Source organism: Micromonospora endolithica, from assembly GCF_003626595.1.
GTDB lineage: Bacteria > Actinomycetota > Actinomycetes > Mycobacteriales > Micromonosporaceae > Micromonospora > Micromonospora endolithica.
Map to the genome: position 1 here is coordinate 36037 of NZ_RBAK01000001.1, position 23660 is coordinate 59696.

The window sequence follows — 23660 nt, forward strand, 5'->3', positions numbered from 1 at the left end:
CAGCACAGCGCCACCCGCTTGAGCATGCGGCTGTCCTGCGGGTCCGTGGACGGCATTGTCGCGCCGACAGCGAAGGAGCACCATGCCACGTATCAACCGATCCGTAGTCCCGAGACCGCGGTCTACCCGCTCAACAAGGCATCACTGAGAACAGAGTATTGGACGTACTCCTGCTCAAGCCGCAACGAGGGCGCGAAGACGTCATCAAGGAGTTCGCCGACGAGTGCTCGTTCTTCTGCGGTAAGTCGCGAGAGTGCACGGCGAGTCGGACTGGGTTCGGTCCCCCAATGTCCACGGTGCGCCAGCAACGTTTCTCGGTCCATGAGCATCGATCGAACATGCGGAAAAATCTCCCGGATCCGGTTGAGGATCTCGAAGCCGTGCGTGTCAATATCGCCCCAATAAATGAGGTTTCGATCGAGAAGCCATGCCAAGGACTCAAGTTTCGCCACCGCGTAACCACCTCCGAGGATTATGGCGGCGTCCTCGATGGCGGGGAAGGCAAGGAAGGTGATCTCGTTCTCGACGACGTAGACAGTCGATACGGGCGACGGCACCGCAGCCAACTCCTCGGCACGCAGAGTCATATCGGTGAACGGCGTGGAGCGTCTGCGTTCGTCCAGGAAGCGGATCCGAACCAACACCGGCTTGGGCCGCAGTCCGTAACGTTCGGCGAACGCGGACGGCGGATGAGCGGTATTGACACTCTCGGCGGGTAGGTGCCGGTCCAGAAGTTCGGCAAGGATGCCGCGGCGGGTCTCGATGAACTTCGTGTCCACACCGGGGACGTCGACTTGCCGAAGATACGTGGCGGGGTTGGCGTGACGGCCGATCCAGGTGACCGTGTCGAGGAGGCGAGTCCAATCCTGGCGGTGGTGGAGCACCTTCATTGGGTGCTCCATGGCCCACTGAGCTACCGGCGGTGAGGCAGCGTGGGTCAGGCCGAGCAGGGCTTGGTAGCGGTCGACTAGCTGGCGAACGCCGAGCGTTCGCCAGAGGGCGTCGGGGGTGTCGATCCACGCTTTGTGCGGCAGTTGGTTGGTGCCGACCAAGCGACCGCCGACGCGTCGGTATTCGACGCGCACAGTGCCGCTGTCAGTCTGCCGCCAGCGGGACGCCCACTGTTGGACGTCGCCGAACTGGTTGGCGATCTCCGTGATGTTCGGCCCTTTGAGCGGCACGCTGACCGGCGTCGGCGGGATGCGTTGGGCGACGTGACGGAGAAAGTCGCCGCGGTCCCAGCGTCGTCTGAGGCTGGCGATGACGTCCTCGAAGGTGCTCCAACCGGTGGAGTCGCTCCTCGCGGGCATAGCTAGACCTCCGCCGAGGCATCCGCGTGGGCTTGCCGCCGGTGTTGGTATTCCTCGATGCTCAGTGTCTGTAGTCGCGAGAAGTTGCCGGTGGGGTTGTCGACGAAGCCGACGGCGGATACGTGTGGCTCGATGACGTGGATCTTCTGCAGGGGCGTGACGATCAGCAGTTGCAAGCCGAGCCGCTGAAACAGGGCGAGGGCGAAGCGGGTGGAGTCGTCAGAGCCGCGGCCGAAGGCTTCGTCGATGACGACGAAGCGGAAGGTGCCGGTGGTGTCGGCGTCGAGGCGGAACTGGTAGGCCAGGGACGCTGCCAGGATGGTGTAGGCGAGTTTTTCCTTCTGCCCGCCGGACTTGCCGCCGGAGTCGGCATAGGTCTCGTACTCGGCGTTGCCGTCTCGCCAGCGTTCAGTGGCGGTGAAGGTGAACCAGTTGCGGACGTCGGTGACGCGCCTGGTCCAGGCGCGGTCGGGTTCCGTTTGGCCCTCGCGGCCTCTGAACCGTTCGATGAGGGCCTTGACCTGAAGGAACTTGCGCTCGGAGTACTGCTCTGAGTCGTCGTTGCCGAGGGCGTCGTCGGTGCACGCGCGCAGCTCGGTGCGAAACTCGCGGATTTCGACGTTGGGGGTGGGGTTCCCATCGAGCCGGATGTATCGACCTGGGTTGTAGTCGATGCCGACGAGGGACTCGTTGATGGTCGCGATGCGTTCTTTGATGAGCGCAGCCTGCTGACGTAGCTGGGAGTGGAAGGTGGCGATGTCGCGGATGGCGTTGGTGTTGAGGTAGGTCTTGAATTCGTCCTCGAAGCGGGGCAGGTCATCGTGGACGAGGCGCTGATGCATGGCCCGGTACTCAGCATGGGCGGCGAGCGAGGCGTCCATCTCGGCGCAGTCGACGGGATACCTGCTGCGGAAGGCCGCCATCAGGCCGACGGCCTTGTTGCTCTCCTGATTCTGCTTTTTCATGGTGTCCTCGCGTTGACGGTTCAGCGTCGTCGTGAGGCTGTCGCGGAGCCGGTACCAGCCGTCCGGGGTGGCCGGCGGGGCGGGGATGAGAGCCATCAGTTGGGGGAAGTGAGCGGTCGCTGCGTCGTGGCTGGGATCGTGAAGGAAGTCGTCGGCCTCGGTGCGCCGTTGCGTGGCTGCGGCCGACTCGGTTTCCGCTACCGTGATTGCTCTGTGGTGTTCGTCGCGGCGGACTTTCGCGTCGGTGATGAGACCGCTGAGGCGTTCGAGATCGGCGGTCAGCTCCGCGATTCCCTGGGCGCCTGCCTCGATGCGTTGTTTCTCCTCACGTAGAAGCCCCGCTTGGCGGGAGGCTGCTTCCCAGTCGAGGTCGGTGAAGTCACTGAACATGGTGATTTTGTGCAGGTCCGCCAGCCGCAGGCTCAGCTTCTTGAGGGCGTCGCCATGCTTGCGCTCGGTGGCGCGTGCTGCTCGCAGGAGGGCGTCGATACGTGTTGCCTCGGCGATGAGCGCCTCGATCTTGGACTCGCTGGACCAACCAAGGACATACTGGCTGCGGTCGTCGATGCGCCTGCGGTCGTCCTTCTCGTGTCGCCCGGAGGGGTCCTTGAGCTGCCCGGTACGGGTGATCGCCTTGGGTTCGTGCCGGAAGTCGGCCATCGAGATGACGCATCGATGCGACGCGCGGTGCCGCAGCTCCCGCTTGAGCCAGGCGCTGAGAGGGGTGTCTTGCAGGTCGAGCGTGTCACAGAGCAGGAGAGCATCGTCGGCCGTTGGCTTGTCAGCCGGCCGGAGCACGGCGAGCGGCACGCGGTAGTAAACAAGCCGCCCGCCCAGGTGGTGACCGTCAACCCAGTCGGCGACCGCTCGGTAGTGCTCCTCGGGGACGAGCAGCGAGAGCGCGAAGCCTCTCAGCACGCGCTCTGCGGCGCCCTCCCACTCCGCGTGCTCGGCACGCACCTGAATAAGTTCACCCACGTAGGGCAGCTCGCCTTCCGGCAGTTCGATTGCGGCGCACAGTCGCTGCCGGAGGGCCAGGTTGTGCCGGGGGATGTTGCTCGGCCGGCCATTCAGGCTGCGCAGCTCATCGTTAACCTCTGCGGCCTCCTTTTCGAAGTCTCGAACAGCGACACCTGCGTCGGTGGCGGCGGTATGCAGGTCGGCGACCTCGCTGTCGTGCTGCTGAATCTCTTGCGTCACGGCCGCCTGTCGGGCAGCGAACGTGGAGGCGTCAGCGATTCGCGCTAGCTTGGCGGCGTCGAGTAGCGCGTTAAGGCTGCTGAGGCGGTTGCGCCGCAGGTCGAGGGTGTTCTCCATGTCGGTGATGTGGCGTTCGAGTTCGCCGAGGCGGCCGCCGCCGAGGCCTTCCCGGGCGAGGTCGGCGCGGCGGTGCGCGTCCTCCATGCCTTTGATGTCGTGATCGACCTGGCGAACGAGCCCTTGGTTGCGTTTTCTGTCGTCGGCCAGGGCTGCGATCTGCTCGTCCAGGAGATCAGCGCTACGGCGTGCGGCCAGGTGTGGCAGCGCGGCGCGTTGGGCATCGACCGTTTCCAGGGTTCGCCCGAGCCGGTCGTGCGCGTCGCAGGCGTCGATGATCGGATTAAGCCCGGCGATCTGCTCTCGCGCCCGCAGGACGGCGTCATGGGCGCGGTTGAGGTCGTCGAAGTGGCTGATGAGTTGACGGATCACCGCTGCGGAGTCGAAGGGCTCGAGCATGTGGCTGCGGACGAAGTCGTTGAGGTTCCCGACCGCTTTCATCGATACGGTCTGGTGGAACAGATCCATTGCCTGCTCTGAGGCGATGCCGAGTCGGCGACGGAAGTCCTGACCGTATTCGGGGAAGTGGTCGGCGATTTTCGCCCCGTGCTGACGTAGCCGTCGACGCAGTTGGCTGATCTCGGTGCCGAAGTTGAGGAAGTCGTCGGCGATCGTCAGTGCGGTGCCGGCGGTGACGTAGAAGCGTTCCGGTTGGCCGGTGTTCCCATCGTGCAGCCAGAACACCTGTGCGAGGGTGACCGTCGTGCCCACGCTCTCGTCGGTGAAGACCCCGAGGATCACTGAGAAGCAGCTACCTGCGCGCAAGCCGACCGGCCGGGATGTGCCGGTCGCGTCATTGCTTTCTGACTTGTAGTAACCGAGCACGTAGGAGCGCAGTGATCGTTCGCGAGTCTCGGCTCCGGCCGCCTTGTTGTAGGAGATCTTGTTGGCCGGTAGCAGGAGGGTGGTCACCGCGTCGACGAGGGTTGATTTCCCGGAGCCGATGTCGCCGGTGAGAAGGCTGTCGGCTCCGTCGACGTGGAATGTCCAGATCCGCTGGTCGAAGGTGCCCCAGTTGCGGACTTCGAGACGGTGCAGACGGTAGCCATGTTGTGTCATGCGGCGCCTTCCGCGTCTGGGGAAAGTTCGGCGGCGTACTCGGAGAGCCGGGCGTCGAAGTCCGCGAGCCACTGGGCGTCGACGAACGCCTTGACGATCCGGCGGACCTCGAAGCTGGGCTCCTTGTCCTTTGTCCGGCGTAGGAAGCCCAACTCGATGACCTTTGTCAGATGCGCATCGATCTGGTCCACCAGGCGGGCGTCGTCGGCACCCGAGGGCATGAACACGGTGAGCATGTCGATGATCTGGCGGCGAGAGAGAACGAGTCGAGGGTCGGACCCGCTGGCGTCTGCCTCGGCAAGTTTGCGGCGCAGCAATGCCAGCAGGAGACTGACGTGAAACGACAGGGACCGACGAGGCACCAGCCGCGGCACAGGCGGAAGGTCCGGGTCCTCAGGTCGGGACTTCAGATAGGCGTAGCCCTCCGACTCGTCAACGACGACGACCAGGCCGAGCACAGCGACGTGGTCGCGGACGTGCGGCTGCAGGACTGACAGGTGGTGCCACGCCGCCGTGTGGGTGTCGCGGTAGACCACGCCTTTCATCAGCTGGGTCACCGCCACCGACAGCGATGGCTCGTCCTGCGAATCGGGTGGAGTCACCGGCCGCTGTCCTCCCTGTCGCGGACGAACGTCACGGTCGGAGCGGTCGCGGTGCGACGACCGCCTGCGGCATCGGTCCAGGTGATCCATTCGCGACGCGCTTCGTCGAATGTCACCGTGAACGAGCCGTCGTCCAACGACAGGTAGGCGACAAGCTCAGCTAGGCCCTCTTTCAACGGATGACGGCTCATCACGTCTCGCAGGGGCACCTGAGACTGCTCGCGCAGCAGGTCACGTACGGCGGCTATCAGGCGGGCGGGGTCGACATAGACCTGTTCGAACAGCGCGGACATGTCGACCTGCCCGGTAGGTTCCTCGGCGGTGACGCTGTCGACGGCATGCCCGGCGCGGGGCCGGTACAGCGGCCGTTCCATCGGCAACACGACATCGACCTTCGTGTCGTCGATCGACGTTTTTACCGCCGACGTGTCGCCGTCGCGCAGGATCAGCGCGTGCGCTTCGATACTGCGCAGGACATCCATGACCCTGCGATTTTCCAGCCACGCTTGGTCGTCGAGGAACCGGCGGAGCTGTTCCGAGAGCAGCCGGACCGTTGATTGGGTTCGGCCGGCCGCGTTCAACCAGTCGTGCTGCACGCGGATGATGCGTTGATCGACCTGTCCGACGGCGTCCAGGGTCTGCACGCGTTCCAGCAGGTCGGTGAACTCCTCCTGTCGTCGCATCGACAGGAGGAAGTCGTAGAACGCGTCGAAGCTGCGGCCCTGATCTGACCCGGAGATCGCGTGGCGGCCGCCGACAATCTCATCGAGCAGTTCGCCCTTGGATCCCTGCCAGGCCGCGATCCGCTCACGTACCCGACGATCCAAGGCGCGGACGTTTTCCTCTACCTCCCGCAGATCGCCGAGCAGGCTGCGCGCTGTCGCCACGAACTGTTGGTACCGGTCGCGTTGGGCAGCATCGTCGAGGACCGTGAAGTCGCCTACGCGAACCCGAGCGATCTCCGCGTCGATCTCACCGCGGCGTCGTTGTAACTCCTCCAGGCGTGCGTCGGGGTCGGTCTCGGCACCAAAGGCCATCTGCCGCAGCAGATCAACCGCGATGTTGAGCCGTGACTCCGTACCAATGAACTCGCGCGCCTGCAGAGTCCGCACCCATGCCAGAGCGCGTTCGACGGCAGGGGTCGCGTCGAAGTGCACCTCGTCGGAGTCCGGCGGGTAGTAGCGGCGTAGCCATCCAGCATCCGCCCAGTCACCGAGGTAGGCGCGGGCGTTCTTCGGAAACGTTGCCTCGCCGTACTGTTCGTTGAGCGCGAACAGGGTGTCATCGAGCCGTTGGGCAAGTTGGTCCCCCGAGATTGACCGGATGTTGTCGTCGACGAACACCTGTCCCAGGAACCGCAGCACCAGGGGGGCGTGGTCGGCGCGAAGCAGCCGCCAGGCCTGGTCCTGCCGGCGCAGCCAGTCAATCTCGTCGTACTCCACCGGCGCCTTCCCTCTCGGGCTCGCATAGCGGCGGTAGGTTAACCGCACCCTGCGACGAAACCAATGCCTGTGGTGATCAACCGACAGAGTTTCGGCTATCGCGGTGACGGTGGCGGCGTGGGCTGTCTCACCGGAGCTTGTTGAGCGGCGTCCCGTCGCGCTCCCGACGCCAGGCGGTCCAGCCGTTGGCCGCTCCCCCTGCGCAGGCACTGGCGGCGTCGGAGGGCGACTGGTAGCGGCGGCCGTTGATCTCCAGCTCCCCCGAAGCCAGAACGACAGCGATGAAGGTCTTGCCAAGGCGAGGTCGACGCCAGTAAAGGCGTTCCCCCACCTGGAGGTCCCCGCGGGCCATGAGAGGGGCGAGCGGACCTTTCGGCGGACCGACCGGCTGCGCCGGCGCGCTCGGCTGGTCGGCGACGTCAACGACGACTCGCACTCGTAGGGGTTCCTTGCGACGCAGCCCGTCAATGACGAGTTCGTCGTCAATCACCAACGTGATCTCCACAGCCACCACTTCCCATCTATTCTTCTGAGTTCTTAGCTTGCGTCAGATGTCGGTGATTGTCAAGTACGGATGCTGCGATCAGGCCCAACGACGACCAGCACGATGACGGCGAGTCCACCGTCCGCGCCCTCGGCACACGAGCGGTCCATGAGGCTGCCTGGCTGTCATGGCTTAAGGCCTGCGACGCGCGCCAAGTCCGAGCGCGACCGGAAGACCCGTCGGTGTCGTGCGAGACTGTCGACGTGGTGAGCGTCCTTGAGCGTGAAGTCTTCTCTGAGGCCGAAGCGGCGCGGCTGCTGCGCGTCGCCCAGTGAACTTCGGGATGGCCGCAATCCTGGCCGGACCGGATCTCGTCCGTAGTCGATTGGTCATCGGCACAGCTCCTGCCAGCGACGTCGTGCGCCGCTTCCGAGGGCGAGGCCGTGTGCGCGGATGACGACCGGGTGGGTGCCGCTGCTGCGCCCGCCGAGCCAGCCAGCCAGCCAGCCAGCCAGCCAGCCAAAGAGCGTCACACGCGCCAGGCAGCATGAGCACGAAGCCGGCCCACGGACAGGAGGACTCGGTGGCCAAGACCGCTGCAGAGGCGACCACCGGCACAATTTACGTGCTCAAAGACCCCCGCGACCTGCACGTCTGCTACGTCGGAGCGACCACCGTCCCGCTCGTCACTCGACTCAACGGGCATCTCACCTCACCCGCGTCGGATGCGCTGCGGGCTTGGATCGCCGAACTCAAAACGGTCGGTCTCGTGCCGATGGTCGAACCGCTCCAGGAAAACGTGCCCGTCGCCGGGCTCGCCGCAGCGGAGACTGCCGAGATCCACGCGAGGACGATGCGCCGCGAGCCGCTGCTAAACGTCAACGGTAAGGCCGCGGCACTGAGGATTCTCGCCGAACGCGAGGCGGAGAAGGCTCGCCGGCGCGATTTGACCCACTGGCGGACCACCGCCTCGCGGATCCGGGCCGTCACCGGTCCGTTGTCTCCCGGCTTCGACACTGCAATCATCCTGTCCGACGAGACCTGGGAGGCGATCCAGGAAGTCGCCGCCGTTCATGCTGCAATGGAGGAAGCCCAGGCGCAGCCGCCAAAACCTGTACACGAGATTTCTGACCCTGACCACTACCTTCCGGAGAGCGCGCGGTTGCTCGGGGAGTTCGGCGACGCGGTCCGCGAGGCCGAAAGTCTCGTCTTGGCCGACGCGTACCTCCAGGTCGGTCTCGCCGACGCCTGGGGGCGCTGGGACGAGCAGGTCCGAAAGTGTGTGGAGGCGGCGGCGGGCATCGAGCACTTCACGAGTCGCTACGAGGCGGGCCGCTACCTCGCTCTCGTCCGGTGGTACCTCGCCGTCATGCCACCGTGGCGGCAGCTCGCGTACCGCTGCGGCATTCCTACGGCCGGCCCCGAGTTCCATGCCTGGGTCAGCGATGAGGAGGACGTCCGCGAAGCCCTGCGAATCGCGGAGAAACGTGAGCCCTTCATCGGCCGTGCCGCCGACGCCGTCAACGGCGACAACCCATACCAACCCGGGCTCCTCGACATCCTCGACACGCTCACCTCCGTGTACAGCCGCCGTCGACTCGAACCCGGTGTCGTCGGGCCCGTACTGCGCCTCTTCGCCCGCCGCGGCTGCCTCGACAAGAAGATGGCTACGGCCTTACGTACCGTTGACCCGCATGCCCTCGACCACATCTACGGACCCGACCACGCCACCCGCATCGACCATGACCTCGACCTGCCTGCCGGCACCGCCGCCCAGGTCATTCGCCACCTCGGCGGACTCTTGAAACACAACGACGGCCTGCGCACCCTCGTCAAACGGGTCGACGCCCATCTCCCCGTCGCAGCTCTGCCCGACATCGCCGACGACTGCGTCCACACGCCCGGCGCCCGCGCCATCGTCGCCGCCCTCATCACGGCCGGTCGGATTAAGGCACCCGTCTCCGAAGCGACCGCCTACGTCACGGCGGTGCGCGCTTGGTGGACACCACGGCCGCCCCGCAGCTAGGGTGTGGACCCGTCCGCGCTCATGTTCCCGTGCGGAGGCCTGTGGGTTGGTTGGTGCCCGATGGTGCTTGGATGTCGAGCACACGGTCCACCGCTTCGGACGGCATTCGCGCCGTTCCGCGCCAGCTATCTGGTTGAACGGGTTCAGGGACAACCTCGACGCGTTGCGCGACCTCGGCGATCGTGAGCCGGGTCCGTTCCCCGACTGGGAGACCGCCATCTCCCGAGGGTCAGCACCTCCCCCAGCGCCCGGAACTCCTTCCGCATGCCGGTAATTGCCAGCCACGTCAGCTCTAGCTCAACCGACGTGGGGTGATGTCCGAGGTCGAACGGCTTCGCCGGGGGGATCAAGTTAGCTGGCGGCGACTGCCGAGGCCATTCCTCCGTCGGGCGCCAATCGCCGTCTTTCTAGAATGGATGCGCAACGCGGAGCGGAGGGGCTGTTGACCATCGGTGTAGTCGAACGCCACGTCCAAGGCGCGGACGAGGAAAACACGCCGCTGGACGGCGACGGTTTTCTCGACGCCAGCGCGGCCGCCAGCATCACGCCGGCCGGGGACCTCGCCGGACGTCCGGGAAACTTTGTCCTGCTCGCGCCAGGCGGCGTCGGAAAGTCGGTCGTACTCGATGGTCTGCGGCGGCAGGAGAACGGCCTCGAGGTCGACCTCGTCGGGCTCCGGGGCGCCGATATCGGCCGAGCGATCGGTGCGGCGATCGCGCGCGGGAAACCGATTTACCTCGATTCCTTGGACGAGGCCCTGCTTACCGAGCCGGCCCTTGTCCGGCTGGTGAACCGGGCGATGTCCGGACCCGGGACCGATGGGGTCGAGTGGCGGCTCGCGTGCCGCCCTTCGGCTTGGACCAGTGCATTTGTCGACGGCGTCAAGAGTGTCGAGAGACTGCGCCTGCTGCCGATGACGCGTGATGCGGCCCGTCGCCTGCTCGCCTCCCTCGATGTCGACGAGGGCTTTCTGGATGCGCTGGCTGCGGCGGGCCGGAGCCGGTTAAGCGCCTCGCTGTTGCATTTCATCGCGGCGGCCCGGCAGTGGCAGGAGACGGGTCGTCTTCCGGGCCGGCGCGTGGATGCCCTGGAGTCGGAGGTTCAGCGGCTGCTGACCGAGCGGGAGGATCTTCGGCAGCCGTTGCGGACGGGCGCGGACGTGCGGCGCCGGACCGCCGGCCGGCTGGCTGTCTTCGCTGCGTTCGGTGGCGTCGGCCGGTTCGCGTTCCGCACCGGCGCCGGTCAGACGGCAATCGCGGTCGCCGAGCTGCCGACTAGGCCGGAGCCGGACCGCCCCGACGTCACGGTTGGGGGCGAGGTCTACGCGGAGGTGCTGGGCAGCGCATTGTTCGACACCGCGCCGCAGGACACCGTCGCCTTCCGGCACCAGGAGTACGTTGACTACCTCGCCGCCAGGTACGTGGTGGACCGGGCGCCCACACGGTCCCAGGTCGCGGCCCTGCTCGGCCTGACCGATGGGGTGCTGCCGCGCTCGATAGTCGCGGTCGCGGCGTGGGTGGTAGCGCTGCGCCCGGAGTTCGCCGACGTCGTAGCACCCGCTAATGCAGCGGCCTTGGTCGAGTCTGAAGTTGACCTGCCGCCGGCCGCACGGGCGGCGGTCGTGGACGCGCTGCTCGCGGACGCGCGGGAGCACGAGGCGCCGCCGCGGTGGTCCCTGGACCTCTCGGTCGTCGTCCACCCCGACCTGGCGCGGCAGCTCACCGACCGGCTGTTGACCTGGATTGACCAGCCTTTCGAGGCGTGGTGGATCTGTCGGCTCGCCCTGGCCGGACGAATCTCGGCGGTCGCCCCTGCGGCGCTGGCGATCGCGCTCGACGACCGGCTTCCGTCGTGGGTCCGCAGGCCTGCGATCGATGTGGTGACCGACCTAGGCTCAGCGCCCGAGCGGGCGGCTCTGCTCGACGGCCTGAAGCTCCACCCGGACGCGGACCCAGACGACGAGCTGCGCGCCGGACTGCTTGACGGGCTCTACCCACAGCACCTGACCACCACCCGGCTGCTGCCTTTCCTCACCCGGCCGCGGCGTGCCAATTTCATCGGCGCATATCGAAAATTCCTCTGGGAGTTTCCGGCCAGGATCCCGAACGCCGATCTGCCCGAGATTCTCGCCTGGGCGCGTGCAAGCCGCGAGCCTCATGGATCCGCCGAGGCCCGTCGTTGGACCAGCGATGTGCCGGTTCGGATCGCGCAGCGAGCCGTAGCCGCATCCGATGACCCCGCAGTGCTGGGGACCTTGGCAGAGCTCGTCATCGACCTGACCGGACACATCCGCGTCGACGCGCACTGGGCGCTAGACACCGCCCAGCGTCGACATCTCACCCTCGCCGTCGCGGCGCGACTCGACGAACACCGATGGACCGTCCTGCTCCAACTCGGTCTCGTCACCGCCGACGACATCGACTGGCTGACGGACGCAGTCAACGAGGAACGAGCCACGAGCCACGACGTCCTGGCTCGATGCCTTCAGCGGCTAATTGCCCCGCCTGCCCCAACAGAAGACGAGCAAGAAGACGACGAGCAGGAAGCCGAGGACCGGCCCGACGCTACCGCACTCCGAGCGGCGATCTCGGCTGCCCGTCAAGACCTCGCCGCGTGGGCCGCCATCCCGATAGCTCTGGTGCTGGGCAACAAGTTGGAACCGTTGTTCTTCTGCGACCTCGGCGCTCTCCAGGGCTGGTCGCTGCTGACGAACGACGAGCAGCGAGAGGTCCTTGACCGGGGCCTCGAATACCTCGTTGGGCATTCACCCAACCCGGACCTGTGGTTGGGCAAAGCCGAGATCGGACTCGACGTCATCCGCGAATGGTCCGGGGTCTACCTGCTGACGACGCTAGCCCGCCACGCGCCCGAGCGCCTCGGCGACCTCCCGCAGACGGCGTGGGCCAGGTGGGCGCCCGCCATCGCGAACGCCTGGGCCTTCGCCGACAACGACCTGCTCGGGGACCTTGTCGACCTCGCGCCCGCCGAGGCGAAGGCCGAAATCCGTACCGCGGTGCGAACTTCACTCGACAGCCGCACCGAATGGCGGCGCACACCCCTCTACAAGTACTTCGCCCAGGACCTGGTGCCTGACCTGGCCGCAATCCTGCCGCAGCGCCGCTACCCCGACGACCAGAACGCTGACATTCTCGCCTTCCTGATCGAGCATGACCCGCACGTGGGCGCTATCTCGGCCCGGTCGGTGGCTAACGGAGACGACTCGCAGCTGTCCCGCGCCGCGAACCGGCACCTCGCCCACGTCGACAGCCGCAGCACGATCGACCGTCTCTTAAGCGAGTCGACGCCGCCCGGCGGATTCCTCGAACTCGTTGAGAGTCTGCCGCTGGACACGGTCGACGACGGCCAGCTGGCCGACCTGGCCCGCCTCCTGCTCGGTCGGCTGCTGTTCACCAACCCTCGGGAAGATGAGGGTTCGTTCGACAGCCCGGCGCAGAGGGAAGCCCGCATGTGCAACTACGCAGTCGAGATGTTGGCCATGCGCGGCCTCGCCACTGAGCTCAAGGTGCTGGCCGACGGGCAGCCACCGCAAGCGCAGGCGCTCATCCAACGCCATCTGCGTCATGCCCGCCAGATCGCGGCCGACAACGCCCAGGCCCATCTCGACCCGGCCGGCCTGCTCGACTTGCTCGGCCGCTCGGATCTACGGCTCATCCGCAACTCCGGCGACCTGATCCATGCCCTGCTGAACCACCTCGACGACCTGCAGCACGAAATCTCGCGCAACAACGGCTTCCGCGACCTGTGGTCACCGAACGGCAAAAACCTCGGCAGCGAGGACGACATCACCGACTGGTTGCGACGCCGCCTGACCGACCAACTCGGCCGGGACCGCGTCATCCTCGCCCGGGAGCCCCAGGTCGAACGCATCGCAGTCAAGGGCTCCGGCACGCGCATCGACCTGACCGCAGGCGCCCCGACCAACACAACACCCGTCGGAGTCGCCGGAGCGATCATCGAGGCGAAGCTGGTCAGCAACGACGAGTTGCCCACCGCACTACAAGATCAGCTCGTGCGGCGATACCTCGCAGCGACCAGCCAGCGGCACGGCATCTATCTCGTGTACTGGCTTTCTCCCGAACAACGGACCTCCGGGTCGCGGAAGTATGCCGACAAGCAAAAGCTCCTCGACGACATGCGGCGCTGGGCCGCGGAGGTGGCACCGCAGTTCGACGTGAGCGTCTACGTGCTCGACGTGAGTTGGCCGAAGCGTCAGTGATGGCGAGGCACGACGGACGTAGAGGTCTTGACGACGGGGCAGGAGCACTCCGTCGCCGCGCTCGGCCGCGCTCCGAGGCGGGTCGGGACAAGACCTGAGGCCCGAGCGACGGCCCACCTGGCACGCATAGATCCCCCGGTGGATCAGATCGGCCCAGCCAAGTAAATCGCGGCAGTAGACTGAATCCGTCTGAGCGGTATCCATGAGGCTCCGCTCCAAATTCGTTGACGTTGCGAAACCGGTGACCTCATAATCCGAACGTGACAGATCCGGCAGTCGACTGGTCGCCAGCCGACAATCCTCATGCCATTGCGGTCTCTGAGGCTCAGTGGTGGCAGCGCACGGCCCAGCTGGCGATCCGACGCCTCCAGGATCCCGACGATGATCGCATCTCTTGGTTCAGCTCTCGGCAGATCGATGCGCGGCAGCTTATATTCGCCTTACGGCAACTTCTGAATGCCGAACAGTTGGTGCAAGCCGCGCTGGAGGACCTCGGCGTGGATGAAGCGGTGCGCGATGCGCTTGGCCGAGCAAGGCTTCAATACGAGACGTCGCTACCAGGGTTACAGCACATCCGCGACGCCCTGATGCACTTCGACGAGTGGGCGCGCGGGAAGGGCCGCGGCCCACCGAAACGGCGCGTTGATTCCGGGGTTTCGCTGCGTCAGGTTGCCGGCGACTACTGGGGCTTCGCCTACGACCCCGACGCGGGAACGATCTCCTTGGGCCCTTATCGAATCCGGGTTGACGTTGTCGAGGAATCTGTTGCCAGGTTGTCTGACGCAATCTACCTAGCGGCCCGCGCCATAGACCAGCGAAAGGCACTGGACCTCAAGTTCCAGGTGCTTGAGGCCTTGGCGGCGTCAGGAATTCCCTGCAATGCATCGGATACGCCGATTAGAGTCATTTTGGGCAGGGACTGCAGGGTATGGTTGTCTCTGGCGAGAGAACCGGATGCCGGAGCGGACATAAGTCCGGCCCAGCGGATCATCGAAGCGCTCAGGAGCATTAACGTCGGAGTGGTATCTATGACTAGGCCCGATGATCTAGACCTGGCCGGACGTCTCACCGCTGGCGAGGCCCTCGCTTGCCAAACGAACTCTGGGTAGCTAAACACCATAAACGGGTTGCGAACTATCAGCATCGTGTCGGGATGGGCTCACTGCGCGGCGGCGCGTCCGTGCTTCCGGACGCGATGCGGTGGATCAATTCGTATGCACGTCAGTGCTCGCCAAAACACCACGCGCCGTCTCAGACGTTTCCCCAGGAGGGGCCGTCCACCCCTACCTCCGGAGCGGGGCATCTCACCAGTCACGGTGCTCGAGAAAGCGGCGGTCATGGTCGACCTCCAAGCGGATGGCTGCCTCTGCTGTTTCAACCAGTTCGTCATAGAACGCCCGCTCTGGCGAACCCTCCGCCAGTGTTGCCGCAACGGCGCGACTCCGGTCGCGCTGCTCGACATCCTGGGGGAATGGTTCACCGACCGTGCCTCCCCATCCGCCGCTGCGCACAGAGCGGTGAAGGCCGCGGCGAACTTCTCGGCGGCAACGTTCGCCGTGCTCTTCCGCCGCGCGAAGGACTCGGACGACGAAGTCCGAGTGCACCCAGACGAACGTACGCTGCGCGTGCTCCAGAACTACGCCGAGTGCCCTGATGTGCTGCATCGAGTTGGTTTCCAGCGCTCGGTCCAGCGTTTCCAGGACGTCGTCGTCGAACGTCACCGCCACCGCCGCGAAGAGCGCCCCACAATCATCGACGCTAGCGTCGTCGATGTTCTCGGCGACCCAGTCCAGGGACTCCCACAGGAAATCGCGGAAGCGCACGGTACCGCGGAACCGTAGAGTCTCCTGCCATTCGGCCGGCAAGGCACGATACCCGTCGGCCTGCGGTTCCGCGTCCGGCTTCGCCCGGCGCTTCAGTAGCCGCATGACCGCCTCGGGCTGCACTGCCGAGAGGCCGGCCAGGAAGTCTTGGACCTCGTACTGCTCGATCGTGGCCGATCCGGCTATTCCGGCGAGGAGCTGTTCGCGGTCGGCGGCGTCGACATCGCCGTATGCCAGGTAGCCGTGCTCTCCGAAGGCGGAGAGCACCTCCTTGGCCACGGCCGGCGAGTGCTGAAAAGAGACCGACAGGACAAGGTTCGCGGCGCTGGCCCGGTCGTACTCGCCGATCCACCGCACCGCCTGCAACGCCAGGCGTCGGGTTGTCTCGTCCTCGTGGTGTAGCAGCTGGCGGAGTGTCGCCTGCTCCCGGGCATCCATCGGCCCTTGGTGGCCGCGGTAGCGGCTAAGGCCGTTCGCAGTCAGCCGAGTGAGGGTGACATGATCGCAGCGCAGCAGCCTGCTCACCGCTTCCCATCCAGCGTCGGCATCACTCAGCAGGAGTTCCTGTGCCGCAACCGGAAGCAGGCATGCCACCGGGCCTTCCGGTTCGCGGATCACCGACGCCACGAGAGCCTGCGCGAGCGAGGGCCGGTTTCGCATCAGGGCACGGGCGAACGGCTCAGGATTCGCCTGCCGGCCGGTCAATGCGGCCTCCTGCTCGGCCAGCAGGCCACCGGCGAGCTCGTCGAGCAACGCTTCCTCCGACGTATTCGCCAGCACCCGGCGCGCGAGGGAATCCAGCTTCTCGGCTAGTACCCGCTGCGCCTCGCGGAAGTCGTTCACGTCATCCAGCAGATCGCCCCACCCATCGTGCAGAGCCACTGCGATCTCGTACTCGATAGAGTCGGGGAGCGCGTCCAGGACCGATCTTGCTGCTGCCCTAGTCACGCCGGGTGCATGACGAGCGTGCCACCTGAGGCTCTTGCCGACCGCGATCGCGACAACGGGGTCGATCGGCCGGGTGGCAACACGGTCGCCGAGCAGGCCAAGCGTTTCCAGGAAGTCGGGTGTCCACTCGTCCCGCTGCTCCGCGGGAACGGTGTATCCGTAGAACCCGTGAGGGTACTGCAGCGCCTTCTGCAGGGTCTCTGCGGCGCGGACGGCTTCCCAGCGGTCCGGCGACCACAGTTCGTCTAGAACGAGGTCGACGACCTGCCGTCGTAGTGACGACACCGCCACGGGGTCCAGCTGGAACTGTTTCAGAGTCACCTGGGTCCCATCGGACTCCTTCTCGTCGACCTCCGTGGCCAGCAATGGCTGGAGAATCTCCAGCGGCGAGACCCGGGGGTTGCTGCCCGGGCTCGCCGCGATCCACCGCTTCGCGGCGTCGACCATTCCGGTGTTGAACTCCAGCGGCTTCCACCGCTTGAACTCGGCCAGGTCTCGCAGGACCTGGACGGGATGATCTATCTGCCGCTGGTCTGTTCGCCCGTCCTGCCCAGCCAGTTTCCAAAGGAGATCGACCGAAGCGGAGAAGGTTTTCCGATCCAGCGCTGCCTTCTCCAGCACGGGCGGCAGTGCAGCCCTGATCCGGTCCCGGCACTCTGGATCGGCGTCAGGTGCCCTACAGTCCTCGTACGCGAGCTGGCAGATCCTCAGCAACGCGGCTGCCTGATAGAAGACCACCCGTCGCAGCCGCCGGAGCAGGGCCAACTTGTCGTCGAAATCTGTCCGGTCGAAGCGCGCGACCAGGGCGTCCCACAGCTCGTCCACTAGAGAGGGCCGCGACGCCGGCGCCGCGTGGCGGACATTCCAGTCCACCCGACTGGCGTTGAGCACCAGATGAAGAAGCGCCTCGCCGTCGACCACCCGCAGGATGCGCTCGAGGTACCCTGTGCCGACGCCCGAGCGGATGTCAACGATGGCGTCGGCGAGAAGAGTGTCACCCAGCAGGTCCGGCACCACCCGCAGCGCATTCTCCCTGCGCAAAAGGACCCCAGCGTTCTCCAACTCACGGAACTCGGGCAAAATCTGATCGAACGCCCTGCTGGTCAGCACCTTGGCTGCGGCCCGAAACTCCTGCTCGTTCAGCCGGAAGGGCTGCAAGGCCGCGATGGCGTGCAGCACCTCCCGCCGCAGGCCGGGGTCGGCGACCGCCGTATCCGTAGTGAGCGCCTTCGCGAAGGCCGCCATCACCTCGTCCCGCAGTAGGTCATCGCTGGTCACACGGCCGGCGTCTAGCCTGCCTCGGCGAATAAGTCCCCCACCCACCACGATGATCAACGGGCAGTCACGGCCGATCACCGCGAGCCTGCGCGCCACGTCCTCGTCGTGCCCCGCCCCAAGCACCGCGCCGGCGAGAGCGGCCGCCTCTGCGAAGGACAGATCCTCCAGCCGCCAGTGCGGCACGTCAACGCGGTGCATACCGGCGCCGCGCAACTCCCTCAGCAGGTGATCCACGCCGTAGGGCCGCGTCGCGAACAGGATCCTCGCCGTCGGCCGCTCGTGACGGATGCCGACGACCGTGGTGGCAACACCCAGCGACTCGTGGGCATCGTCCACGATTACCAGGAGCCGGTCCGCCGAGGGCAGCACCTCAACGTCCTCAGACTGCACGAGCACCGACCGGTCGACAAAGCGCACCACATAGCCGTGCTCCCTCGCCACGACATCAGCGAAGGCACGTAGCAGCCGGGATTTCCCGATCCCACCTCGACCGCTGAGCAGGGCGACGGTGGGCCCGTCCCCGGTGAGCCACTCGACCAGGCCATGCAGTTCCGGCCCGCGCCCGACCAACGCCCAGTCGTGCGAGTACAGGCCGGTGCCGCTGTGCAGGCCGAAGAACCGGTCCGTCTCGAGCCAGATGCTGGGACGACCGCTGCCCGGCATGATCACCGTGGTGTTGATGGTTCCGTTGTTGTCGCCACCGACCGCGACCGCTCCGGGGCCAGACGCCTCCACCGGGACAACTTTCGGCGTGTCGGGAGCGGCCTGCCAGCGCCGCCAGAAGATCATGGCCGCCGCTGGGCGTCCGGTCCGGTGACTCGGGTGCTGATCGGCGCGGTGCTGTCACCGCCGACAGCAACCGAACCCAGCCCGCCCGCATGAACGCCAGCCCCCCCGCCGGGCGCCGGGGAGGTCAATTTTGCCACTCCCGAGACGTCGGTTTGGATCTGGCCGCCGCTGCTTCCACCGATGCCCACGGCGCCGACTCCCAGCGCGGTCACCGCCCGGGTGGCGTGGCTGACCGCCCGGGTCTGCCGCCACGTCAACCAACCAAGGAGCAATCCGCCGCCGCTCAGGGCCGTTGAGACGCACACGCCGACGATTGAAACCCATTTCTCCGCCCGGTCGAGTCCCTCGCCGAGCAGGAACCATCCCGCGCCGACCGCCCCGACGGCGACCAGGAACACCGCAGCGCCCACCTTGAACCCGAGCCTCATGTCCCCATGATGCCAGCGGCATACTCATCCAGCCGTTTAGCAGGTGGACCTGCGCTCTGCCGCCGGCTAGCGGGCGTTCCGGGCCCCTGTGCAGTGCGGCTGGCCGTTCGAGCTCCGCGGCGTTGAGTGGTGGGCCGGCCCGTTCACGGTCGCGGGCGGCCGCGCGGGCGCGTTCGGCGTCGCGGGCCTGGCGGCGCCGGTCGGTGCGGGTCCACGACTCGGGCGCGTCGGTGCGGTTCTGCAGCGCAAGCAGCGCCTTAGCCACTTCGTGCTGTTCGGTCCTGCCGCTGCGGCGCGCTGACAGCCGCAGCGACGCCGATCGCCCAGCCAAAGCGTGAAGACCTCCACCAACGTCCCACTGTCCACACAGCGCACCGGCGCCGGCGAGAAGATCGTCGGCCGCAAACGCGGCATCATCACCGACACCCTCGGCCTGCTCCTCGCCGTCATCGTCACCGCCGCCAGCGCTAGCGACAACGCCATCGGCACCGACCTACTCGACCGGGCCACCGCCGCCTACCCCACCCTGACCAAGACCTGGGTCGACGCCGGATTCAAGAACCGCGTCGTCGAACACGGCGCCGCACTCGGCGTCGACGTCGAGATCGTCACCAAAGACCCGCAGGTCAAAGGCTTCAACATGGTCAAACGCCGATGGGTCGTCGAACGCACCATCGGCTGGCTCATGCACCACCGGCGACTCGTCCGCGACTACGAAACCCGGCCAGACAACTCCGCCAGCATGATCACCATCGCCATGATCGACAACCTCGCCAAACGCGTCGCCACCGAAACCACCCCAACCTGGCGAGACGACTAAACCACAACACACACAAATACGTGAATCCGACGACCTCTGAGGCACGCCGCCCTGCGGGGTCGAAGCGGTGGGAGCCGATCCAGCCCCCGGCTCGACATCGCCAGCCGCTTTGTCAGATGCGCCGGCTGCTCACCGCCGGTCGACGCCCGTTGATTAACAGCAGGCATGCCCACAGCAGGTCGCCCGGGCAGTGGCAGATCAAGGACATTCCTGATTGGCGCTTCCGCGAGGAAGGTCCCGTCATCCATGATGGACGTCGTGCCCAAAAGACACCTGACCGCTGGCGCGCTATGCCTGTTGATCATCGTCTCGCTAGTGATGATCTTCAGTGGCAGCCTCGATGGCGCTGCAGCCTGGGCAAATATCATCGCATTGCCGGTCGCGATCATCGGCGTGGTCTTGACGACTCGCAGCGCCAGCAATTCAGCGCCCTCTTCAGGCGCTCAAGATCGGGATGTCCCGAGCAGCCCGACGAAGCCGGCTCCCACCGTCAACCAGATCGGGTTTGGTGGGCAACGTCAGGTCAACGTCGCAGGAAACTACTTCGAGCGAGGCCATGGCGATCGCGAGGGCAGGTGAGGGTGGTAGACCAGCAAAACGGCTTTGGGGAACGTCAGGCCAATGTCAAGGGGAACTACTACGAAGGGCCCGTCTACAACAACCATTTCGGAGCCAAACCTGATGCCGAGCGAAGCGAGCCTGAGGTAGCGGAATCCAGCTCGGGCCACGGGACGGCAGCAGCCGCAGGCGGTGGTGGACTGGGCGTGGTTGTCGCCCTTGCCGTCTTGGGCTACTTCATCTTCGGCGGAAATGAGCCCTTCCCGATGACATCGGATCCCTGGCCAGCTGAAGTGAAGCAGGAGGCCGTCATCGCGGCCGCAAGCGACTGGCTCCTGAGGTGCGCGAAGTCGACGTCTGCAACTCCCGCCAACTGCCCGCAATCCATCGCCGACACATCAGATGTCTCCGAGGTCCGATGGGCCTTCTACGGCAACCCGCTCGAAGCTCCGGTCATCCAATACACCGAGGTAGAGAGCCGCTTCGACATGCTTGGAACCGTCATCGTGACGGCCGACTACACGGCCTCAAAGGAGGCGCGTCGCGTCGTGACGCCAGCGAAGTACTGGGCCAAGGTGAAGTGGGCCGACGGCAAGCTTGACGTCCAAGAAATCAAGGAGCATTCGGCCATAGGTGACCCCGAGGTGTCGAAAGAAGATCCCAAGGTGGCATGGGAGCCAGCGGCGGAGAAGCTGAGCGAGGCGTTCACACGATGCGTCCGCAGCGCGAAGTCGGCCATGCCGGCCGGATGCCCGGAGTGGAGTCCACCTTCGGGCGCCGAGAAGATCAAATGGGCCGTCACGGGTGATCCCCTACTGACCGCCCGCGCCACCTTTGACCCGCAGTTCGGGATCTACCGCGTCAAGGGCACGTACCAGTTGTCGGTGCGCTACACGTGGCTCGGAACCGCGAGGACTGATAACCGGAATCCCATCTATGAAGCTTTGATCGCGCCGACCGCCACAGGGCCAGTCGTCCTCCAGATCAAGGACACGACCACGGTCTAGGTCCGTTCGTCGCCAACTAGGGGGAACGATACGTCGTCGACACCTTCCCGACTGTCAGTCGACAGGCGGTGTGGCCAGTGGGTGGAGGTTGGCAACTGCGGACGCCCAGCGCGGTGCTAAAGCACGTTTCCTGGCTCAACTGGGTCGGATGGTGGTTGTGGTTGGCCTGACCCAGGCCGGAATCCCAGTCAACGAGCCAGCCGACAACACCGTGCGGATTGTGTCCCCCATGGGGCCGGATCTCAACGACGCCGAGTGCCGCCTTGGCCAGATGTCGGAACCCCCATCCGCAGGGAGCCAATGGTTGCTGCCGCGTTGCTGAACCAGCACACCACGTGCCGACGACTAGCTTTGTTGCCGCGCTGCGCCGCATGGCGCTGTGGATGAGCGGCACCTGCTAGAGACCATCCATATCACCCGAAAGGGTGACCGATCTGCACGAGTCGTCCGAGGCCCCTTACTCTGGGTGTGGGAACCAGGACGGGGTAGACGCACCGATCGTGGAGGTCCTATGGCGACGAGGGCGACGGCAGAACCGGGACGGAGCACTCTTTCGTCCTGGGCCGCCGCGCAACGGAAGCTACGGCCAAAACGGTTCACTCCGGCTGCGGATGGGCTGCGGTTCGCGTTCTATGGACGGATGTCCACCGTCGGCTTTCAGGATCGGGCGTCGTCGTGCCGGTGGCAGCGCGACTACGCCCGCGACCTGGTCGCCGGTCATGGCCGAATCGTGGTGGAGTTCTTCGACGAGGGCGTCTCCCGCCGGGTGCCCTGGCCGGACCGGCCGCAGGCGTCACGGCTGCTCGACGCCGTGATGGACTCGGCACGTGGGTTCGACGCAGTCGTCGTCGGGGAATACGAACGCGCCTTCCACGGCCAACAGCTTGAACAGTTGACTCCCACCTTGCTCAGGCATGGCGTGCAGTTGTGGCTGCCGGAAACCTACGGGCCGGTGGACTTCGACAACCCCCGACAGCTGGCGCTGCTGGACCTGCTGGGTGTGCACTCCCAGCGGGAGGTGTCCTGGGCCCGGCATCGCACCACCGCGGCCATGCGCGCTCAGGCAGAGTTGCAGGGCCGACACCTTGGCGGCCGGCCACCCTACGGCTACCGGCTCGCCGACGCCGGGCCTCATCCGAACCGCGCCCACGCCGCCTGGGGACGACGCCTGCACCGCTTGGAGCCCGATTCTGCCACCGCACCCCACGTCCGCTGGATCTTCGAGCAGCGGCTCGCTGGCCGGAGCGTGGCCAGCATCGCTCGCGCCCTCAACGACAACGGCGTCCTGTGCCCGTCCGGCGCCGACCCAGCGCGTAACCCCCACCGCAGCGGCCGCCAATGGATGCTCACCACTGTCGCGGCGATCCTGGCCAACCCCCGTTACACCGGGCGGCAGGTCTGGAACCGTCAACGCACCGACCGTGATGCCCTCCCTGACGAGGGAACCTTCGATCGACACCACGAGATTCAACGGTGGAGCGCCTCCACCGACTGGGTCATCTCCCGCGAGATCGCGCATACTCCGCTGGTCAGCGAAGAACACTTCGTCGCCGTCCAGGCAATCCATACCGCGCCGACCCCAGCCGACGGCATCCCCCGCTGCTACGTGTTGGCCGGAGTGATCTGCTGCGGCGTGTGCAGCCGGATCATGGACTCCCACTGGGTCCACGACCGCGCCGGCTACCGATGCCGACACGCCAACACCAGCACCAGCCCCTCCTCATCGAGACGACAGAAGACCCTCTACGTCCGAGAGGACCATCTCCTGGACAGGATTCAACACGACAGCTGCCTGCGTAGGCATCACCCGGCGATGCGCGACCAGGATCCAGACAGCGTCGCCGGCTACCTGCGGCTCAACAACATGATCATCGTGTGTGACCACGAAGCCTGGACCATCGAAACCGACACGGCGGTCTTCCCGCTCACCGCCCCGACGAGCGTCCTGACCCGCACAGCAAAGATCCCCGCCCAACGGGACGGGGATCGCTCGAAACGCGAAGAGGAATCACGCTTCGGGGGGAAATAATGTGTCCGAGGGGGGAGCTGAACACATATTTAGAGCATCCACGCTTAGCGTGGGTGTTCATGCATTTAACTTACCAGCTCACGAGCCTGGACGCATAGGGCCAAAGCTTTCAGCCGGCTCGCTCCGTCATCGACTGAGCGAGCTGAACGTGCAGCCGAGTTGATCGCGCCCCTTATGGCCTGCTGAAATCTCACTCAGTTGCCGTTGACTACAAGCCGCATCTTTCGCGTTCTTCAGCGCTGACCGCACAGGTTCACCGCGTCCGACCGAAGCCTGCGCAGGGTAACCGCATACGTCCCAAATCATTATCGTGCCATCGTCGTAGGCAACGATGAGGGCGTCTTGCCATGACAGGCTGCGCACTATCCGGTCAGGTGTGGCGAGCACGCCGAGCGACTGTCCGTCTCAAGTGCGCCATATGTAGAGCAGGTGGTCGTCGCTGATGGTTGCCAGCTGGTGTCCGTCGGTTGCCCAGCTGAGGCGATGCACCTCGCCTTGATCGAACTTTCCCGCAAAGCGGACATCGTTTTACCACGAG

At 66.0% G+C, this 23660-nt stretch carries 13 protein-coding genes and 1 pseudogene; 7 read left to right on the forward strand and 7 right to left on the reverse strand.

The features are described from left to right. Nucleotides 1–122 precede the first annotated feature (122 nt). The 5 genes from D7223_RS00155 to D7223_RS00175 all read right to left on the reverse strand — a co-directional run bounded on the left by D7223_RS00155 (nt 123) and on the right by D7223_RS00175 (nt 7200). Nucleotides 123–1310: a DUF3322 domain-containing protein gene (locus tag D7223_RS00155; RefSeq protein ID WP_120723514.1), complete on the reverse strand. Its 1188-nt coding sequence runs from the start codon at nt 1308–1310 to the stop codon at nt 123–125. Between the two features lie 2 nt (nt 1311–1312). Beyond that, nucleotides 1313–4651: an ATP-binding protein gene (locus tag D7223_RS00160; RefSeq protein ID WP_120723516.1), complete on the reverse strand. Its 3339-nt coding sequence runs from the start codon at nt 4649–4651 to the stop codon at nt 1313–1315. Beyond that, nucleotides 4648–5253, reverse strand: a complete 606-nt coding sequence (locus D7223_RS00165; protein ID WP_202864556.1) for a DUF4194 domain-containing protein — start codon at nt 5251–5253, stop codon at nt 4648–4650. The genes D7223_RS00160 and D7223_RS00165 overlap by 4 nt, the downstream gene beginning before the upstream one ends. Then, complete coding sequence (locus D7223_RS00170) at nt 5250–6695, reverse strand: DUF3375 domain-containing protein (protein ID WP_120723518.1); 1446 nt, start codon at nt 6693–6695, stop codon at nt 5250–5252. The genes D7223_RS00165 and D7223_RS00170 overlap by 4 nt, the downstream gene beginning before the upstream one ends. Before the next feature lie 127 nt (nt 6696–6822). Further along, entirely contained in the window at nt 6823–7200 is a 378-nt protein-coding gene (locus D7223_RS00175; RefSeq protein ID WP_120723520.1) for a restriction system modified-DNA reader domain-containing protein, read from the reverse strand. A gap of 562 nt (nt 7201–7762) precedes the next feature. On the opposite strand from D7223_RS00175, the gene D7223_RS00180 reads away from it, so the two are divergent. The 3 genes from D7223_RS00180 to D7223_RS32375 all read left to right on the forward strand — a co-directional run bounded on the left by D7223_RS00180 (nt 7763) and on the right by D7223_RS32375 (nt 14551). After that, nucleotides 7763–9205: a GIY-YIG nuclease family protein gene (locus D7223_RS00180; protein ID WP_120723522.1), complete on the forward strand. Its 1443-nt coding sequence runs from the start codon at nt 7763–7765 to the stop codon at nt 9203–9205. 442 nt (nt 9206–9647) lie between these two features. Then, nucleotides 9648–13442 (forward strand): NACHT domain-containing protein, encoded by a 3795-nt coding sequence (locus tag D7223_RS00185; RefSeq protein ID WP_147252469.1) that lies wholly within the window; start codon nt 9648–9650, stop codon nt 13440–13442. Between the two features lie 260 nt (nt 13443–13702). After that, nucleotides 13703–14551 carry a hypothetical protein gene (locus D7223_RS32375; RefSeq protein WP_147252468.1) on the forward strand — a complete coding sequence of 283 codons (849 nt, stop codon included), beginning with the start codon at nt 13703–13705 and terminating at the stop codon, nt 14549–14551. Nucleotides 14552–14746: 195 nt separating this feature from the next. Here D7223_RS32375 and D7223_RS00190 read toward each other — a convergent pair whose 3' ends face one another. Together D7223_RS00190 and D7223_RS32635 are read right to left on the reverse strand one after the other, a co-directional pair. After that, a complete protein-coding gene (locus tag D7223_RS00190) occupies nt 14747–18280 on the reverse strand; it encodes an ATP-binding protein (RefSeq protein ID WP_120723526.1) in 3534 nt (1177 codons plus the stop codon). Beyond that, entirely contained in the window at nt 18277–18678 is a 402-nt protein-coding gene (locus tag D7223_RS32635) for a hypothetical protein (RefSeq protein WP_158610799.1), read from the reverse strand. The genes D7223_RS00190 and D7223_RS32635 overlap by 4 nt, the downstream gene beginning before the upstream one ends. Nucleotides 18679–19033: 355 nt before the next feature. Here D7223_RS32635 and D7223_RS00200 point away from each other — a divergent pair. The 4 genes and pseudogenes from D7223_RS00200 to D7223_RS00210 all read left to right on the forward strand — a co-directional run. Then, nucleotides 19034–19528: pseudogene (locus D7223_RS00200) on the forward strand (transposase); the annotation flags it as partial. Nucleotides 19529–19774: 246 nt separating this feature from the next. Further along, nucleotides 19775–20107, forward strand: coding sequence for a hypothetical protein (locus tag D7223_RS32380; RefSeq protein WP_147252467.1), 333 nt, complete (start codon nt 19775–19777; stop codon nt 20105–20107). 2 nt (nt 20108–20109) lie between these two features. Next, nucleotides 20110–21093, forward strand: coding sequence for a hypothetical protein (locus D7223_RS00205; protein WP_147252466.1), 984 nt, complete (start codon nt 20110–20112; stop codon nt 21091–21093). A gap of 511 nt (nt 21094–21604) precedes the next feature. Continuing rightward, the gene (locus tag D7223_RS00210; RefSeq protein WP_272948661.1) at nt 21605–23122 is read left to right on the forward strand and encodes a recombinase family protein; all 1518 of its coding nucleotides are present in this window, start codon (nt 21605–21607) and stop codon (nt 23120–23122) included. The last annotated feature ends 538 nt before the right edge of the window (nt 23123–23660 follow it).